The organism is Vibrio sp. MMH1-50, from assembly GCF_022347645.1.
GTDB lineage: Bacteria > Pseudomonadota > Gammaproteobacteria > Enterobacterales > Vibrionaceae > Vibrio > Vibrio harveyi.
The window spans coordinates 71,391-87,770 of the sequence record NZ_JAKRGG010000002.1 but is presented as its reverse complement, the minus strand read 5'-3'; the positions used below and the strand labels follow the sequence as shown (position 1 = coordinate 87,770).

At 46.3% G+C, this 16,380-nt stretch carries 19 protein-coding genes; 11 read left to right on the top strand and 8 right to left on the bottom strand.

Translation table 11 applies throughout. The features are described 5' to 3' along the window. Window positions 1-148 precede the first annotated feature (148 nt). From sctU to vscN, 8 genes are all read right to left on the bottom strand, one after another. Complete coding sequence (sctU, locus tag MHO32_RS02465; protein WP_005450246.1) at window positions 149-1,201, bottom strand: type III secretion system export apparatus subunit SctU; 1,053 nt, start codon at window positions 1,199-1,201, stop codon at window positions 149-151. Between the two features lie 122 nt (window positions 1,202-1,323). Continuing rightward, window positions 1,324-2,106 carry a type III secretion system export apparatus subunit SctT gene (gene sctT, locus MHO32_RS02460; protein WP_005441782.1) on the bottom strand — a complete coding sequence of 261 codons (783 nt, stop codon included), beginning with the start codon at window positions 2,104-2,106 and terminating at the stop codon, window positions 1,324-1,326. Beyond that, window positions 2,103-2,369, bottom strand: coding sequence for a SctS family type III secretion system export apparatus subunit VscS (gene vscS, locus MHO32_RS02455; protein ID WP_005441784.1), 267 nt, complete (start codon window positions 2,367-2,369; stop codon window positions 2,103-2,105). The genes sctT and vscS overlap by 4 nt, the downstream gene beginning before the upstream one ends. Before the next feature lie 13 nt (window positions 2,370-2,382). Continuing rightward, window positions 2,383-3,033, bottom strand: coding sequence for a SctR family type III secretion system export apparatus subunit VscR (gene vscR / locus MHO32_RS02450; protein ID WP_005426130.1), 651 nt, complete (start codon window positions 3,031-3,033; stop codon window positions 2,383-2,385). Further along, on the bottom strand, window positions 3,030-3,995 hold the full coding sequence (gene sctQ / locus MHO32_RS02445) for a type III secretion system cytoplasmic ring protein SctQ (protein ID WP_239210591.1): 966 nt from the start codon (window positions 3,993-3,995) through the stop codon (window positions 3,030-3,032). The genes vscR and sctQ overlap by 4 nt, the downstream gene beginning before the upstream one ends. After that, window positions 3,992-5,476 carry a type III secretion system needle length determinant gene (locus MHO32_RS02440; protein ID WP_239210590.1) on the bottom strand — a complete coding sequence of 495 codons (1,485 nt, stop codon included), beginning with the start codon at window positions 5,474-5,476 and terminating at the stop codon, window positions 3,992-3,994. Before MHO32_RS02440 ends, sctQ begins: the two co-directional genes overlap by 4 nt. Before the next feature lie 9 nt (window positions 5,477-5,485). Continuing rightward, window positions 5,486-5,947: a type III secretion protein gene (locus MHO32_RS02435; protein WP_005441793.1), complete on the bottom strand. Its 462-nt coding sequence runs from the start codon at window positions 5,945-5,947 to the stop codon at window positions 5,486-5,488. Beyond that, the gene (gene vscN / locus MHO32_RS02430; protein ID WP_239210589.1) at window positions 5,944-7,266 is read right to left on the bottom strand and encodes a SctN family type III secretion system ATPase VscN; all 1,323 of its coding nucleotides are present in this window, start codon (window positions 7,264-7,266) and stop codon (window positions 5,944-5,946) included. The genes MHO32_RS02435 and vscN overlap by 4 nt, the downstream gene beginning before the upstream one ends. 187 nt (window positions 7,267-7,453) lie before the next feature. Here vscN and sctW point away from each other — a divergent pair, with 187 nt between their 5' ends. From sctW to vopB, 11 genes are read left to right on the top strand one after another with little or no spacing between them, the layout of a single operon-like run. Continuing rightward, window positions 7,454-8,347: a type III secretion system gatekeeper subunit SctW gene (sctW, locus tag MHO32_RS02425; RefSeq protein ID WP_005441804.1), complete on the top strand. Its 894-nt coding sequence runs from the start codon at window positions 7,454-7,456 to the stop codon at window positions 8,345-8,347. After that, window positions 8,328-8,612, top strand: a complete 285-nt coding sequence (locus MHO32_RS02420) for a TyeA family type III secretion system gatekeeper subunit (RefSeq protein WP_005441806.1) — start codon at window positions 8,328-8,330, stop codon at window positions 8,610-8,612. Before sctW ends, MHO32_RS02420 begins: the two co-directional genes overlap by 20 nt. Continuing rightward, on the top strand, window positions 8,599-8,973 hold the full coding sequence (gene sycN / locus MHO32_RS02415; protein WP_005441809.1) for a type III secretion chaperone SycN: 375 nt from the start codon (window positions 8,599-8,601) through the stop codon (window positions 8,971-8,973). The genes MHO32_RS02420 and sycN overlap by 14 nt, the downstream gene beginning before the upstream one ends. Next, window positions 8,970-9,347, top strand: coding sequence for a type III secretion system protein VscX (gene vscX, locus MHO32_RS02410; protein WP_005441811.1), 378 nt, complete (start codon window positions 8,970-8,972; stop codon window positions 9,345-9,347). Before sycN ends, vscX begins: the two co-directional genes overlap by 4 nt. Before the next feature lie 5 nt (window positions 9,348-9,352). Then, window positions 9,353-9,691 carry a type III secretion system chaperone VscY gene (gene vscY / locus MHO32_RS02405; RefSeq protein WP_005441813.1) on the top strand — a complete coding sequence of 113 codons (339 nt, stop codon included), beginning with the start codon at window positions 9,353-9,355 and terminating at the stop codon, window positions 9,689-9,691. Further along, a complete protein-coding gene (gene vcrD, locus MHO32_RS02400) occupies window positions 9,675-11,801 on the top strand; it encodes a SctV family type III secretion system export apparatus subunit VcrD (protein ID WP_086028144.1) in 2,127 nt (708 codons plus the stop codon). The genes vscY and vcrD overlap by 17 nt, the downstream gene beginning before the upstream one ends. Beyond that, a complete protein-coding gene (locus MHO32_RS02395) occupies window positions 11,801-12,214 on the top strand; it encodes an LcrR family type III secretion system chaperone (protein WP_005441817.1) in 414 nt (137 codons plus the stop codon). The genes vcrD and MHO32_RS02395 overlap by 1 nt, the downstream gene beginning before the upstream one ends. A 60-nt stretch (window positions 12,215-12,274) precedes the next feature. Beyond that, the gene (locus tag MHO32_RS02390; RefSeq protein WP_239210588.1) at window positions 12,275-12,565 is read left to right on the top strand and encodes an LcrG family type III secretion system chaperone; all 291 of its coding nucleotides are present in this window, start codon (window positions 12,275-12,277) and stop codon (window positions 12,563-12,565) included. Between the two features lie 10 nt (window positions 12,566-12,575). Next, window positions 12,576-14,666, top strand: a complete 2,091-nt coding sequence (locus MHO32_RS02385) for a virulence-associated V antigen (protein ID WP_239210587.1) — start codon at window positions 12,576-12,578, stop codon at window positions 14,664-14,666. 12 nt (window positions 14,667-14,678) lie between these two features. Beyond that, on the top strand, window positions 14,679-15,170 hold the full coding sequence (gene vcrH, locus MHO32_RS02380; protein ID WP_005450229.1) for a SycD/LcrH family type III secretion system chaperone VcrH: 492 nt from the start codon (window positions 14,679-14,681) through the stop codon (window positions 15,168-15,170). 3 nt (window positions 15,171-15,173) lie between these two features. Further along, entirely contained in the window at window positions 15,174-16,373 is a 1,200-nt protein-coding gene (gene vopB / locus MHO32_RS02375; protein ID WP_009698249.1) for a type III secretion system translocon subunit VopB, read from the top strand. Window positions 16,374-16,380 lie beyond the last annotated feature (7 nt).

Genomic DNA, 16,380 nt, shown 5'->3' with positions numbered 1-16,380 from the left:
CAAAGTCCGCAGTGAAACCCTAGCGAACAAGAAAACACAAAAGGGAGCAGATGCTCCCTTTTGTTTTTGATGAAAAACCGTCTAATGAAAAAAAGTCAAAACAACCGCGACCAAGGCTTGCTGTTGTAAAGACAAAACTTGCTTCTGCTTATTGCTCTTCAGATTGCTCCAAAGACGCAACCCAACGTAAGATCTCTGCGGTGGCTTCAATAAGATCGCCAGGTATGTATTGGTTTAGCTGGCCATCCGAATATAACGCACGTGCGAGTGGCACTTTCTGCATGACAGGGATCCCTTCTTCTTTGGCTATTGCAATCATGCGTTTCGCCATCGCATCGGTCTCTTTCAGGGTAATTACAGGCAGAGGTGTTTCGCCTTTCTTGTAGTACAAACCAATGGCAATGTGCGTTGGGTTTGTTACCAAAACATTCGAGCGTTTAACGTTATCTCTTTGGTTGGAGGCTTGTAGCTCTTGGTGCAACTGACGACGCTTACTTTTGATTTCTGGACTGCCTTCCATCTCTTTGTATTCGCGCTTCACTTCATCCTTGGTCATTTTCAATTGTTTGGTGTGGTCAAACTTTTGGTAAGCAAAGTCGGCAGCAGCAATCACAATAAAACCAACTGCCGAAATGATCATTAATTGTTTGATTAGCACGCCAGTGATGGTCGGTACACACTCTAATCCACAGGTAGGAATCTGCAGTAAAGTGTTTAAGTTACCTTTTAACGTTACCCAAATAATGCATGAAAGCAGTGAAACTTTAAGGATCGACTTAATAAACTCAATAATGCTCTTTAACGAGAAAATTCGCTTGGCCCCTTCAACAGGGTTGATCTTCTTGATATCTGGTTTGACAGATTCGCCACTAAACAGAAAGCCGAACTGACCCATGTTCGCCATGATGGCAATGAGAGCGGCGACTAAGATGATCGGCGCGAGCAGATAAACCATTTCTTTGGCAATGGCGATTGCTACATCGAGAAGAGCATCTTGAAAGCCCTGATACGCCAGCTCACTTGGTAATAAAAGTAGGGCGGAGATATGCGACATATAGTAATCGGCAAACGCAAATAGCACGGTGATCAAAGCCAGAATCAACGCCGATGAAACGATTTCCTGACTTTTTGCAACTTGCCCTTTTTGACGGGCATCCCGGAGTTTTTTCGGGGTGGGGAGTTCTGTTTTTTCTCCGCTCATTACTGGGCCTGTTTATCTTTCGTAGTTAAATTTAGTTCAATCTAAAAGCGTTTTAATCATCGGAGAGGCGGAAGCTAGTGAACAGTCACCTATTCGCCTCTCTCCACTGTGTTCTTATGCGATCACCAAATGGTATTGAGCTGCTCTCTGAACAGTACAATTTCAGAGAAAAGTGCTTGAAAGTGATTCATCATCAACGCCAGGTACACAATCAACAACACACTGGCGATGGCACTTTTGATTGGCATTGCCAAGAAGAAAACGTTCAGCTGCGGTGCAAAACGGCTGATCAATGCCAGACCAAATTCGGCAAGGAACATCGCCAATACTAAAGGCGCAGACATCAATACCCCAAGCCACATTAATTGTTCGAACTGGGCATAGAAAAAGTGTACCCACTCTTCCGTTACGGACGGAAAAAAGCTGATGACGGGCCAAGAAGCATAGCTGTTAAATAGCGCGTAAATAAAAGCGACAAAGCCACCGCCCGAGAAGAACAAGGTGATGAGAGTTTGAGTCAACAGTACTGCTGTTGGCGTCGATTGTGAGCCGAGGGTAGGGTTGAACATACTCGCCATTGCTGCGCCTCGTTGGTTATCCACGAGAAAGCCTGCCGCCTCGATTGCCCAAAAAGGGATCGCCGCAACAAAGCCAATCAGCAGACCTAACAGTACCTCTTTGCCCAAGATGATCATCAACCAGATCCCATCCGTTTCTGCGGGCAAATCCTGCTGGTTAATCATCGGAAAAATAAACAACGCAAGGGAGCACAAGACACCATTTCTCACCATGGTGCCGCCCAGAGTTTGCTTGTTTAAGATGGGCAGAAATATAAAGCAAGCCATTAACCTAGGAAGCGTTAAGCTGTATAGGAACAACGCTTGGTGCAAATCATCGTAACTCATCGTATTTGCGGGATTTTATCCAAAGCTAATGTTGCAAAGGCATGCAGTTCTGCGCCTAGCCACTGTGTGGTGACGAACAAGGTAATGATGACGGCGATCAGTTTAACGACAAAACCCAACGTCTGTTCCTGTACTTGAGTTAACGCCTGAATGAGCGAGACCAAAGTACCAACCAGCGCCGCAACGACAATCGGTGGCAACGACAAGAACAGAACAAGCGTCAAAGCTTGAGTGGTAAAGTGGATTATTTCAGCCGGATTCATGCTTCTCTCCTTACTATCCGTAACTGAGCACTAAGCCATGAGTCAGCTTGGTCCAACCGTCTAGCAATACAAACAGCAGCAGTTTGAACGGTAGCGAGATCGTCATCGGCGATACCATCATCATGCCCATTGCCAATAGGATGTTGGACACGATCAGGTCGATTGCGATGAAAGGTAGGTACAACAAGAAACCAATCTCAAACGCCCTAGTCAACTCGCTTACCGTAAAGGCGGGGAGCAACAACAATAAGCTGTCTGATTCCAAACGATCGACGTACTTTTGTGGCCACAATGTTCTTGCCGCATCGGTAAAAAACACCGATTCGGTTTCACGAATGTGCTTCTTCAAAAACTCACGATACGGTTGCAATCCGCTCTCAATCAGTCCTTCGATACTCTCGGAATCTTCTAGGGATATTTCATGCTGCGTCACGTAGTCATAGGTTTCAAAACCCACTGGTGCCATGATGAAGATCGACAGAATGATCGCCAATCCATAGAGCGCCATGTTAGGTGGTATTTGTTGTACACCCAGTGCGTTTCGCAATAGGGAAAACACCACCGCCAGCTTAACGAAAGAAGTCGCCATCATTGCAATGAAAGGAATCAAAGCAAGTAGGGCGAGTGTGACGATGAGGTTCAGTTCATCAGGTAACTGGATCATGCTGGCTCCTGACTACCGCCAAACAGTTCGAGTACACGCACACCTAGGCGTTCATTAATGTTCACCAATTCGCACTCACCAATGATTTTGCCATTTGCTCGCATTGTCACTGGGTTAGAAATTGGTTGGTTAAGTTCAAAGGTAAAACCAGGTTGCAGAGCGTTAAGTTGCTCTAAAGTAATGGTCTGCTGACCAACATCAAACGTGAGTTCAATTGGCAGTTGCTGGTGGTCGGTAAGTACTTCAGAGCTATTGATATCGTTCATATTGGTTTCTTTTTCTAGGATATGGAGTGTGGTTTCGTCGAGTTGGCATCGCCAAAGGTTTTGATTGGATACCTGAAAGAGCACTTGATGTTGTGCGATGTAGCAATCATCGAAGAACACCACATCGCCCAGTTCCAATTGTTCAAATTGACCGAGTGCTAAACGTGTTTTGCCAAAGCTCAGCCAGAACGGCAGCGCAATGTTTTGGCTTAGGTAAGACGGTGCTTGTGGCAAGGCGTCAATCAGCACATCTCGACCTTCATTTACCCATAGGCTAAGAGAGGCGTCATCACGGTTGATGGTAAGCATCAACACATTCTCTTGCTGAGCTTGCTGTTCATGAGCTTGCAATTTACTCAACACTGGCAGTTGCCCAAACAGACGCTTAATGACATCGGTGTAGGGCTCAATCTGACTGCTGAGTAGCGCCATTTGCAATGAGTTTGGCAGCGATTCAAATGCCGTTGAGTCAAGCATGCCATGTAGCCACTGTTGTAGCTGCGCACCACAAAAATCGATTTGAATCGTTTGTCCGCCAATGAGTAGCGTTAAACGGTAGCCCGAAAATTCAGGCTTTTGTCCAAGCGTGACCGACAGGCTGTTGCTCTGGCTATCTTGAAAGTGACATTGCTTCGCACACAGTTGGTTGCTTAGTGCGATGCTCGATGCGTCGACCTTGGGAAAATCAAGTATCATCGTTCGTCCTCAGGTTTCCATTCATCATAAATACTGCGTTGTTGTCGCGAGCGTTGTTGATCTTGTTGTTGGTTCATTTGTTCGCTGACCGAGATTCGAATTGGTTGGTCGATACCCAAGCGTTGCAAGCGCTCAACCAATTCTTGTTTAGCGTTTTGATTGATCAGTGACAGGGCATGCTCTTGCTTGATCAGGACGCTGTAACCAGAACTGTCATGTTTAATCGAGATCTCGCCACCTTTTAACTGACCTTCATTGAGAAGCAGTCGGACTTCCTTCTCGTTCGCACTTGGCAAAGACACATAGATCTTGTCAACCAACTTGCTGATCAGCTCGTTCACATCTCTTGCCGAACTTTGTGGTGCTTGTGCCTCCATACTCTTGAGGATCACATCACCTTGGGTGGTCGGCTGGCTTATATTCGACGCCGAGAACAGTTTGGTGTCGGCTTCAGGCGTCGAATGATGTAAATCAATGTGCTTCGAGTGCTTTAGTTTCTCTTCAAACGCTGACAACGCAGCTTTCGCTTCTGCATTAGTCTGCGCGTTACTTAAAGTGCCTGCGTCTTTTGTTGTCGTATCGGGCTTTTGTCGCTGACCATTTAATACGTTTTGCACGGCGGTAGCAGCTTTGCCATCAAGCTGGATTGGCGTTGGTTGACTATTCAAGTCTTTTTGGAAACCGCTAATAATGGCTTTAGGATCGTGATACAGACCATCAAGAGATGCGGTTGAACCTGCTGAATCAGCTTGGTTATCACGAGTCGTTTTTTCTTTTGTTGCTGAGGAACCGACGGATTGGTTTTTCACAATGATTTCCTCTTGCTGCTGTGCATGTTTACCTGCCATATTACTCAGAGGCGCTTTTTCAGATAGAGATTGAGCAGCGTCTTTATCGTTGTTTTCGGCAGGAGATTTGTCCTTACTTGGGCGCTCTGTTATCCCTGTATTGTGCAAGCTGTTCTCATGCTTTATGCGTTCTTTATCGCCAATAGCTTGCTCGACTAACGAGTTAGGCTTAACGGGTTTTGTGATATCTGATTCCGCTTCTGTCGCGGTCTTTGGCAGTTCTACAACATCAGTGTTCGAAGCGTCTTTTGAAGCTTGACGATTTGTGCCTAGCGTAGAGTCTTTTTCTAACGAAGAAAGATTGGCTTTAGCAGCCTGTTTCGCACTGTCTGAACTGTCAGCACCGTTTGTACTGCCAGCTTTGTCCGTTTTTTCAGAAGAAGCTTGGTCTTTAGCTCTTTCTTGCTGAAGATTGTTAGGCTGAGCTTTAGGCTTCAGGGGCTCAAACTTATCTAAACTCAATGCCGCTTTGTACAAACGAGTCGTCTCTTGACCATGCTCCGCTTCTGACGGCATTGGCTTAAGAGCGTTGTTAAAGCGAGACTCAAGTTCTTCAGAGATGTTGCTTGCTGGACTCTGTTGACCTTGTTGTGAGAATTCTGTTGTGTTTGGGTGATCGTGTTTGACTCGCATCTTTACCTTCTATGAAACAACGACGCTACGAAACTCTTCCTGTTCGAGCTCTTCTTGGTACTGCACTTGACGCATTTGTTCAGCAATTTCTTGTTCGTTTAGCTGAATGAATTTTTCTTTTGTTTTATGAGCGGCAAGGGCTTCTTGTTTTCTTTCTTTAAGCCGTTGGTTTTCTTGTTCTAATGCTTTCTTTGCCTCTGCGGCACGTTGTTTTAAATCTGCTTCTCTCTCCCTTAATAGCGCGATTTCTTGGCGTAATATTTCAAGCTCTTTTAGTACCACCGTTTTCTGCTTCGCTTTGGCAAACCGTCGCTCTTCTTCCTCTTTTCGCCATTGGTGATAATCGACCACGGACTGCTCGGCTTTTCGCAATAAAGAAAGCGCACTATTGACTCGATACTCTTGCTGCTGAACGGCACTGTCTGCTCGATCAGCTCGAATCTTTTTTATCTCTAGTAACTGCTCGATCATAAGCCCGCCAGTCCTCGTAGCTGAGCCACGGTTTCGTCGAGTTCACTTGGTTCGTGTGTGCCTTGGCGTAAAAACGCTCGGATATCATCACCTTGTGCAATCGCCATATCCGCGCGGCTGTCAGCACCATGTTGGTATTCACCAATTTTGATCAGCAGTTCCACTTCTTCATATTTTGCCAACATTTCACGCATATGAGCTGCCGACGCTTGATGAGTTTTGTCCACAATTTGGTTCATCACACGGCTCGCGGAGCGAAGCACATCAATAGCTGGGTAGTGGTTCATCGCTGCCAGTTTGCGAGAAAGAATGATGTGACCATCCAGTATCGAACGGGTCTCATCGGCGACTGGCTCTGTCATATCGTCACCTTCTACAAGTACGGTATACAGCGCGGTGATGGAACCTTTGTCTGATTGACCGGCACGTTCCATCAGTTTTGGTAGTGCAGCAAAAACAGAGGGCGGATAGCCTCGTCGTGTTGGTGGTTCACCAGCAGCCAAGCCAATCTCACGCTGAGCTCGGGCAAAGCGCGTCACTGAATCCATAAGCAGCAAGACACGTTTACCTTGGTCTCGGAAGTACTCCGCGATAGAGGTCGCGACAAACGCTGCTTTGGCACGTTCCATTGCTGGTCTGTCGGAGGTCGCAACAACCAATACTGACCTTGCCATGCCTTCTTCACCAAGGTCGTGCTCGATAAATTCTCTTACCTCACGACCCCTTTCACCGATAAGGGCGAGGACCGTTACATCAACATCGGCAGAACGAATAAGTTTTGCGAGTAGGGTACTTTTACCACCGCCCGCTGCCGCAAAAATACCCATCCTTTGTCCTTCGCCACAGGTGAGCAATCCGTCTATCGAACGAACCCCCATGGAAATAGGTTTCTCGATCAGTTTTCTCTGCATCGGCGGCGGCGCGTCTCTGTAAACCGGATACCAAGCACTCGGCTCTTTGCTTTGGGCACCATCAAACGGTCGACCCAGACCATCCAGAATCTTCCCTAACAGGTGATCGCCAACACCCACTTCGTGCATCTTCCCAAGCGGGCTTACTTCGGTATTGGAGGAAATACCAAACATGTTGCCAAGTGGGGTGAGTAACGCGTGATGTTGTTGAAAGCCAACCACTTCCGCTAGTAGTGACAAGGTTTGATCCGGATTACGCAACTCACAAAGTTCACCGACACGTACACCTGGCACCACGGCTTTGATGATGGTGCCGGTAACTTGAGTAACTCGACCGCGGATTTGGATCAAACGTGTCTGTTTGATTGCAGATTGTTGGGTTTCGGTGATGTATGAGAAGTCGTTCAATTTAGGAAAACATGCGCAATAACTGATGATGAGAGAATAAAAAGGATGGTGCAGTATTTATAGTGACTATTGGTCGGGAGTTTTTAGAAAACTTAAAACGCCCTAAAAAAACACGTCTGATTTTGACAGCCCGTTGCAAATGCAATTCTTATAATTCGCTCATATTGTACGAAAGGAGTGCAAGTGAATGAGTATTATCAATAATCAAATTACAACGGGTAACAAGTTTGACACGCCAATTCGAAGCGGTCTTGAGTCTTCACGTTCTGGGGAGTCAATTGGTGGCAACTATCGAGGCGAAACTGTCCGTGTACACAATGCTACTCAATCACTGTTTGACGCGATGGAAGAGCTGACGTCATTAGGCTCAGAAAAAGCGGAAAAAGATCTGACCAAACGCAAAGTGAAAGATGGCGGTATTCGCGTTAATGAAGCCCACGAGTTGGTTTCTGATTACCTAAGAAAAGTGCCTGATCTTGAGAAGAACCAAAAGATCAAAGACCTTGCTGCCAAAATGGCAAGTGGCAACTTATCAACAATTGCCCAGTTACAAGCGTACCTTAATGGTTTTTCTGAAGAGAAAAGCCACCAGTACCTTGCATTAAAAGCGGTCAAAAAGTTTCTTGGCGCTAACCCAGAAAGTAAGAACCTACTGGCGCTGATCGACCAAGCCCTTCTGAACTTTGAGCAAAACCCAGATTCATGGTCTCAAATTGATACTGAAATTCGCGTATCCAGTTTTGCGGACGAATACAGCCAAGAACAAGGCTTCAGCAGTTTGCACCAACTGCGTGGTTTCTATCGCGACACCGTACATAGCTACCAAGGTTTAGGCTCAGCATACAAGGATGTGGTTGAGCGCTTTGGTGAAAAAGAGGTGTCTACGGCGGTCGACTTTATGTTGCAAGGCATGAGTGCTGACTTAAGCGTTCAAGGTAGCAATATCGACTCAGTTAAGTTGCAGCTTTTGATGTCAGATATGCAAAAGCTTAAAACGCTGAACACCCTTCAAGACCAAGTTGGCAATCTCTATCAGATGTTTAAACCTCAGCAGGCAAGCCATGGCTTATCAAGTTACTGATTTGATGTCAGATGTCATTGCTTTGGTTGAGCAGCGCTGGGTGGGCAGTGAAGAGATCTGGAACTTAGCGAATGCCATGGAATTGGAATCCACCGAGCGAAAAATTAGCTTTTTCAGAGAGCTGCATAAACTGGTTCGGCATATCCCAATTGATGTGTTTAACGATGAAGAACAGCGACAAAACCTAATACAAGCCGTGCAAAAAGCGCTTGATGAAGCGATTGATTTAGAAGAAGAGGAAATGTGGGACGATGAATTGGATTGATGCGTCAGTGGATGATTTTTGCCGAGGAATGGGGCTTGACGCTGTGGATTTCTCGTCAGCAGGACGTGTTCAGTTGAGCTTTGAACAGAGCGGTACTTTGCACCTTGAGAAGCATCAGGACTGTTTGTTTCTTATGTTGGCGAAAGCGCTGCCGTGGCATCAATCTAATGAGCCGATCAAGAAGGCACTGAGCTTTTGCCATGCAGGGCAAGGTTGGCCATTTACCATTAAAACCGGATTGCTCGATGAACAGACGCTGGTTTTCTCTGCGCAAATTGAAGGTGATGAAGTGACATTGCCAACCATCGAACAAGCATTCGCGCTCTTGGTTCGCTTACACAATGATGTGGCGAATTCATGAGTAGAATTAGTACGTTAAACGTTGGTATTGAAGGCTTTACTCATGTCTCTCTTGAGCAAGTTGAAAACGATTTCCCACAGCGTTTTCAACTGCTGCCAGATGGTCAAGCCATCGCGACGCACTTAGAGAAACTGTATGAGCTTCGCCCATCTGAGCAGTACTTGATGTCGCTCGCCAAGCCAAAGCTTACCCATTCAGAGCTACTTCGCCCAGACAAGTATCGTCAGCAGTTTGATACGACTCAGCAGCGACTTCAGGAATTGGCACAGCAAAACGGTTCCCATGCGCTTTCCCAAGCGGTGGAAACGCTGCAAAACACGCAATTAGACCAACGTTATCTCACCATGGCGTTGAATCTACTGATTCAGGTTTAAGCCCCATGTTGCAAACAAAAGATGTGGAGCTATTGCTTATCCACGCAGCACTCCAAGTTCAATATCAAAAGCCCGAACAGGCGATCACGTTGCTGGACGCGTTGTTGGAAATCGAACCAGAGCATCAAGAAGCTCGCCAAACATTGGCGGTGGCATGCCTGAATTCTGGTCGTTACACACGTTCAATCGAGCTGTGCGAAAGCTTATTGGAAGCAAACAACTCAAATAAAGCGGGCTTATGGTTTTGTCTCAGCCAAGCGCGCTGGAAACAAAATGATGTTGAGGGGGCACGCCGTGCTCATCGACGTTATCTGAAATCTCTAAATAGTGAATCAAATGAATAAGTTGATCGATATTCTAAACAAAGTTGGACAACGCAAAGACATCATGCTCGCCGTGATGCTATTGGCGATCGTCTTTATGATGATTTTGCCTTTACCGACGGCACTGGTGGATGTACTAATCGGTACCAACATGAGTATAGCGGTCGTCCTTTTGATGCTTGCTATCTACATTACCTCACCGCTGGAATTCTCTGCATTCCCGGCGGTTCTTTTGATCACAACGCTGTTTCGCTTGTCACTTTCTATTACGACAACGCGACTTATCCTTCTGCAAGGTGACGCCGGTCAGATCGTTTATACCTTCGGTAACTTCGTAGTTGGCGGTAACTTGGTCGTGGGTATCGTGGTGTTCCTGATCATCACCATCGTTCAGTTTATGGTGATCACCAAAGGTTCTGAAAGGGTTGCGGAAGTCAGTGCTCGATTCTCCCTTGATGCGATGCCGGGTAAGCAGATGAGTATCGACGGCGATATGCGTGCTGGAGTGATCGACGTTCATGAGGCACGTCATCGTCGTTCATTGATCGAAAAAGAAAGTCAAATGTACGGTTCGATGGACGGTGCAATGAAGTTCGTAAAAGGGGACTCCATTGCCGGTCTGGTGATCATCGTGGTGAACATTCTGGGCGGTGTGACCATTGGTGTGACTCAAAAGGGCATGTCAGCGTCTGAAGCGCTTGAACTGTTTGCTATTTTGACCGTCGGTGATGGCCTGGTATCGCAGATTCCGGCGCTGTTTATCGCTATTACGGCCGGTATTATCGTTACACGTGTTTCAAATGAAGATTCCTCTGACCTAGGTTCAGATATCGGTGGTCAGGTTACCGCGCAACCAAGAGCTTTATTGATTGGTGGTGTCCTATTGGTGCTGTTTGCACTCATTCCAGGCTTCCCGAAAATCACTTTCCTTGTGCTTGCCGTTGTTGTAGGCGGTGGTGGTTTCTTCTTGTTCTATCAACAGAGAAAGCAAAGCGAATCTGACAGTTCTGACCTACCTAGTTTTGTCGCCCAAGGGGCGGGCTCGCCAGCCGCCAAACCGAATAAACCAACCCCTTCTCGCAACAGCAAAGGCAAATTGGGCGAGCAAGAAGAGTTTGCGATGACAGTACCGCTGCTCATCGACTTGGATTCTCGCTTACAAGAAAGCCTAGAAGCTGTGGCATTAAATGATGAACTCGCACGAGTCAGACGCGCGCTGTACCTCGATCTAGGTGTGCCATTCCCGGGCATCCACTTGCGATTTAATGAAGGGATGAGCAACGGTGAATACCTGATTCAATTGCAAGAAGTACCGGTTGCTCGCGGTCGAATTGAAAGCGAAAAATTGCTGGTGACAGAGGGCAATGAGCAGATCGATTTACTGGGTGTGCCTTACGAAAACGATGACGACTTTCTGCCGGGCATTTCGAGTATTTGGGTTGACCACAGTCACCGAGAAAAATTGCAAAACAGCCATGTGGGCTTTTTGACTCCCGACCGCATTCTGACTTACCACCTGTCTCACGTACTGAAAGAGTACGCGCAAGACTTTATCGGTATTCAAGAGACCCGTTACTTGCTTGAACAAATGGAAGGCAGCTACTCCGAATTAGTGAAAGAAGCGCAACGTATTGTGCCTCTACAAAAGATGACGGAAATCCTGCAACGCCTCGTTTCTGAAGATATTTCTATTCGTAACTTACGTGTGATCTTAGAAGCAATGGTTGAGTGGGGACAAAAAGAGAAAGACGTGGTTCAACTGACGGAATACATCCGTTCCAGCTTGAAACGCTACATCTGTTACAAGTATGCCAGCGGTCAAAACATGCTGCCTGCGTATCTGTTGGATCAGAGCTTGGAAGATACGATCCGTAACGGTATTCGCCAGACTTCAGCGGGCAGCTACTTAGCGCTTGACCCTTCTGTGACTCAACAGTTTGTCAGCGACGTTAAGCAAACCATCGGTGATTTGAGCCGCATGCCAAATAAACCTGTGCTGGTGGTGTCGATGGATGTGCGTCGTTACGTACGTAAATTGATTGAATCTGAATACTACGAACTGCCAGTGTTGTCGTTCCAAGAACTGACGCAGCAAATCAATATTCAACCGCTGGGAAGGGTAGGAATGTAATGGCGTGTGAACTCGCTCAGTCTTTAATGGCGTCAGGAATCGAAGTGACGCCTTACTTTTGGCAGAAAAGCACCATCTTGCTCGGGCAACGATACGAGTGCGACGGTATGGAACTGGTATTCCGAGTAGAAGAAGGTGAAATCATCATCGTACTGCTGCGAAGAATCAGCCCTAATCAAGGTTTGAGCAATCCTTTCTCTGCACTGTTTTTGCTCGCAGAACACGCGATCCGGTTGTACCCACTTGATTGGAGCATTCGCGGCAACGTTGACGTATTGCGAGGCAGCAATATGAGTAGCCAAAGATTAGCGCAGTTCTATTTAAGAGCTTGTGGGGCGAGCCACGATGAACAAGAAGATTGGTACTTTTTGCGCCTCAGTGATTACCGCCCACTTAAAAAGAGAAAAAAGTAAAAACTCTCGACTGTTACTGACAGCATCCAAGAGATGCTTCGCTTTAAGATAGGTATCAAGATGAAGCAACCCTTTACCGAAACCATTGAAAAATCAGAACTTGCTATCCGTAATGCGGAAGATAGAACTGATGTATTCAATGAATTACTTGAAGGATTAGGCGTTGGTCCAGTAGCAGGCAATATTCTGCTCGATGGGTTAAATGCTTCGCCCCAATTGATGAAACAAGCAGAGCATGAACTGCTTGAAGAAGTACAACACCGCAGACAACAACAGCATCAAGTGCAAGCCACGAGTACCAAAGGCTCTAGGCGCAAGCGACCAACAATGATGCGTGGCATGGTGATCTAGAGGTTTCTAAATGACGGATATGACAACCATGAACTCTGTATCTGGAGTTCTAAATACAGCAACGAATCGTGACTCTCAAGCCTCTTTCCAGCAGCGTTTGGTAGAGACTCTTTCTCCAATTCTAGGCGATTCCGATGCAGCTCAATTAGAGTCTTTGATTCGCCAATTACCAATGGTAGTTGGGCGCACCGAACAAGAAAGTTTGGACCTATATGCAGATTCATTACGCACGCTGCTAGAAAAGCAAGCCGCCTTTAAGGGGACTGCTGCCGCTGAGACTGCTGCGCATTGGATGCAGTCACTGCAACACCAAGCGGTGAATGGTCAGATTGCGCCTCAAGACGTAGTGACTGGCGTAAACAACACGCTCGCGCATCAATTCCAGTCTTGGTTCGATAAGCAATTAAAAGATACGGTCGACAGCTCGCTTCCAACAGATTTTATCAATGAGTTTCGTTTAGGCAGCCAAAGCACCCAAGCGCAGCAAATTGCAGCCCTAGATGCGAGCGCGCTTACAGCCGCGACAGCAGAGATCAGCAAATTTGTAGACGCTCTTGCGCAGCAAATGAGCTCTAGCGAAGTCCGTGATAGTGCGATTTCATTTTTGCGCAATGCCTTTCGTAATCTAGGCTCGGTAGACATCAACGGGCTCAAGAACTCGGACTACTTGCTAACGCAAGAAAGCTTTAGTGCAGCGGTTACAGCTCAACTGGTTACTTCTTTAGACAGCGTAGGCATCACGTTAAGTAACAGTGATGCTAAGGCTTTGGCAGATAAGATTGCTTGGATTCCAGGTATGTCCAAGCAAGAGCTTACCGGTGCATTAAATGACCTAGCAAAACAAGTGAAAGGTCAGTACGAAAACGCATATGGAGCAGGACAGGTTGGTCAACTGCAAAACGTGCTTAATACCGTGGTAGCAAACCTCAAGAACTCCCCAAATGCGATAACACTTTCGAGTTTGTTTTCTAGCATTGCGGTAAGCCTTGTGAACACGCAAGTCGATACGTTTTACGGTAACCTCCATAAGGTACAGAAATACCAAGCGACGCAAGATCAGGTTGACCTAATCAAACAAAATACTGCACGAGACATAAACCTGCTATTTGAGAAGATTGTTGCCAGAAAAGACATTGGTACTGATTTCATTACGCGTCATCAAAAAATGATGGAGAACCTTAGCAAGTTAAATACGCGCTTGAGCAAAATCTCAGAAGAAGAAAAGAAGATAACCACAGGAGCTGACGGGAAAGAGCACGCTGATGTTAAAGCGGAACACTCTCTGACTGCTCGCGATTTACTGTCTGTGATTGAATCCAGCATTGGTGATCGCTTTGATGAGCGTGTGCTGTTTGCCTTAAACGAGCGTCGCGTTAACCGACTTGAAAAACGAGATCAGCAAAAAGAGGAACTTCAGTCTTATACAGCAAGGCTAAAAATCTTTGGTGAAGTACAGTCTCAGATACATATCAAGCAAAGTGGAAGCGGTACTTATGGTGAAGGTTACAACCCTGAAAGTTATAAATTTGACCACACCAGTTTTAACTACAGTACTCCAGAGGAATTTCAGAAGTCACCTGAGTTTAAACATCTAAGTGACGTTTTTCGTAGCAGTAGAGGTTTGGAGCAACCTGGACCAGGCAAGGATGTGCTTTTAGATCGACGATATATCGATTTTGATGCAATAAGCAGAGACAACGTTGATCTGAATAGTGTCGTCAAGTTTCAATTTGGATCAATTTCTCAATTTGTTTTTACTAAAGAAAATGTTGAGAAATACATCAAACCAGAATTCCGAGACCCTTCCGGTGGAATTAAACCTTCAACTGAAGACGTACTATCGGTTACGCACCGTATGTTTTTGAAGTATGAGGGAATTGATGCAAAAGATGAGAATTATCAAAATGGCGAGAAATCCAAAAAATTGTCTGATTTCTCTAGTTCTGTCAGTGATAAATCCAAGTTGCTTAACGATGAAGTGCAAATCAAAACCACTGAGCTGAACGACACCAGTTCTCAATACAACTCTACCGTTGAAGCTATGAACAAGTTTGTTCAGAAGTACCACAGTATTTTACAAGAAATCCTACGAGCGATTTAAGGATAAACAACCATGACTACACAAAACGCGGCAACTGACCCATCTCAAATGCAAGCAGAGGAACTACTTTCGTTTCTAGAGGATGGGGGTACGTTAAAAATGCTGCACGACGTATCGGCAGATACTATCGAGCACATTTATGCGGTTGGATACAACTTTTTCCAATCAGGCAAGGTAGAGCAAGCCGCTAAGGTTTTCCAACTACTTAGCATGCTTGATCATTACCAAGCGCGCTTTTTCATTGGTTTGGGAGCCGCTCGTCAGGAACTGGGTGAGTACCTGCAGGCGATTGATGCCTACAGCTACGCTGCGCTTGTGGATATTAATGATCCACGCCCACCTTTCCACTCTGCAGAATGTCACCTTAAGCTTGAGCAATTGACAGAAGCAGAGAGTGGGTTTTACAGCGCGAAGGAGATGTCTGCCGGGAAATCAGAGTATGCAGACTTGCATCAACGAGCAGACATCATGTTAGAAGCGGTGAGAAACAAAAGGAGTAACTAGAATATGAATTCTATTGCACTTGACCGCACTCAGAGTCAGGTATACACACCTGATTCTGGCCAAACTACGTTAGACAAGGTAACGAAGACCGCATCTCATGCGTCACCTTCTGTAACCGTTGAAAACGTAAAAGGTAAAGATGCTGAAGCATTGAACACTGGTAAAGTTAAAGTTCAGCTTGATGCACCTAATGCCGCAGTAAGCGATAAGGTTAATGAACTTACGCTGAAAGCCATGGCTCAGCTACAAAAAATCGTAGACTCGATTGCCAAGGTTTTGCATGCGGTTGCCGACAATACGGGCTCGCTAGCAGTGAGAATCATCGCAGGTTCTGCGGATGATTTTGAAGTAGAGCTGGCTGCAATCACAGACAAACTGAAGAGCGCTCAAAACGAGCTTAAAATTCAGGAAGTGAAAGTAGCGAAAGCGAAGCACGAGCAAGAAATGGCAGAAAACCAAGAGAAGATCAAAGAGTCTGAAGCTGCGGCAAAAGAAGCTCAGAAGTCAGGCTTAGCCTCTAAGATCTTCGGTTGGATCAGTGCTGTTGTCTCTATTGTCGTTGGTGCCATCATGGTGGCTACTGGTGTTGGTGCGGCAGCAGGCGCATTAATGATTGCCGGCGGCGTGATGGGCGCGGTTAGCATGGTTCTACAAGAGCCAGCTGTACAAGACGCGATGAAAGAGGCTGGCATTAATGTCGATGCTCTCAACAAGGTCGTGATGGCTCTAGAGATTGCCGTAGCAGTTATCGGGGCAATCGTCACCTTTGGCGGCGCCGCGGCAGGTGGTATCGCGAAATTGGCGGCGAAGAGTGCAGGTAAGATTGCACAGAAAGTCACTGATATTGCGACCAAAGCAGCAGCGAACATGGCGAAGATCGCAGATATGGGCTCTAAAGCTGCGACTACGACTGCGAAAGCAATCCGTTTTGGTGCAGAAACCGTCGACCTTGCTGTCAATGTTGGTAAGGGGACCACTGATGCGGTTCATGCTTCTAATAACGCGAAAGTTACTAATATCCAATCGGATATCACTGACTTGCGAGCGAAGATGACCCTTAGCCAAGCGGTTATCGACAAGCTTAAAGAAGAGATCGCTAAGCTGATGGAAGACTTCCAAGAGCTGATGAGTGTCATCATGCAGATGATTCAGGCGAAAGGCGAAACGATGCAAGCGGTGATGAGCCGTCCAGCGACGGTTTAAGGAGCGT

Bases quoted from the DNA above. Each gene is read 5' to 3' on its own strand.
- sctU (WP_005450246.1), bottom strand. From the start codon at position 1,201: ATGAGCGGAGAAAAAACAGAACTCCCCACCCCGAAAAAACTCCGGGAT.
- sctT (WP_005441782.1), bottom strand. From the start codon at position 2,106: ATGAGTTACGATGATTTGCACCAAGCGTTGTTCCTATACAGCTTAACG.
- vscS (WP_005441784.1), bottom strand. From the start codon at position 2,369: ATGAATCCGGCTGAAATAATCCACTTTACCACTCAAGCTTTGACGCTT.
- vscR (WP_005426130.1), bottom strand. From the start codon at position 3,033: ATGATCCAGTTACCTGATGAACTGAACCTCATCGTCACACTCGCCCTA.
- sctQ (WP_239210591.1), bottom strand. From the start codon at position 3,995: ATGATACTTGATTTTCCCAAGGTCGACGCATCGAGCATCGCACTAAGC.
- MHO32_RS02440 (WP_239210590.1), bottom strand. From the start codon at position 5,476: ATGCGAGTCAAACACGATCACCCAAACACAACAGAATTCTCACAACAA.
- MHO32_RS02435 (WP_005441793.1), bottom strand. From the start codon at position 5,947: ATGATCGAGCAGTTACTAGAGATAAAAAAGATTCGAGCTGATCGAGCA.
- sctW (WP_005441804.1), top strand. From the start codon at position 7,454: ATGAGTATTATCAATAATCAAATTACAACGGGTAACAAGTTTGACACG.
- MHO32_RS02420 (WP_005441806.1), top strand. From the start codon at position 8,328: ATGGCTTATCAAGTTACTGATTTGATGTCAGATGTCATTGCTTTGGTT.
- sycN (WP_005441809.1), top strand. From the start codon at position 8,599: ATGAATTGGATTGATGCGTCAGTGGATGATTTTTGCCGAGGAATGGGG.
- vscX (WP_005441811.1), top strand. From the start codon at position 8,970: ATGAGTAGAATTAGTACGTTAAACGTTGGTATTGAAGGCTTTACTCAT.
- vscY (WP_005441813.1), top strand. From the start codon at position 9,353: ATGTTGCAAACAAAAGATGTGGAGCTATTGCTTATCCACGCAGCACTC.
- MHO32_RS02395 (WP_005441817.1), top strand. From the start codon at position 11,801: ATGGCGTGTGAACTCGCTCAGTCTTTAATGGCGTCAGGAATCGAAGTG.
- MHO32_RS02390 (WP_239210588.1), top strand. From the start codon at position 12,275: ATGAAGCAACCCTTTACCGAAACCATTGAAAAATCAGAACTTGCTATC.
- MHO32_RS02385 (WP_239210587.1), top strand. From the start codon at position 12,576: ATGACGGATATGACAACCATGAACTCTGTATCTGGAGTTCTAAATACA.
- vcrH (WP_005450229.1), top strand. From the start codon at position 14,679: ATGACTACACAAAACGCGGCAACTGACCCATCTCAAATGCAAGCAGAG.
- vopB (WP_009698249.1), top strand. From the start codon at position 15,174: ATGAATTCTATTGCACTTGACCGCACTCAGAGTCAGGTATACACACCT.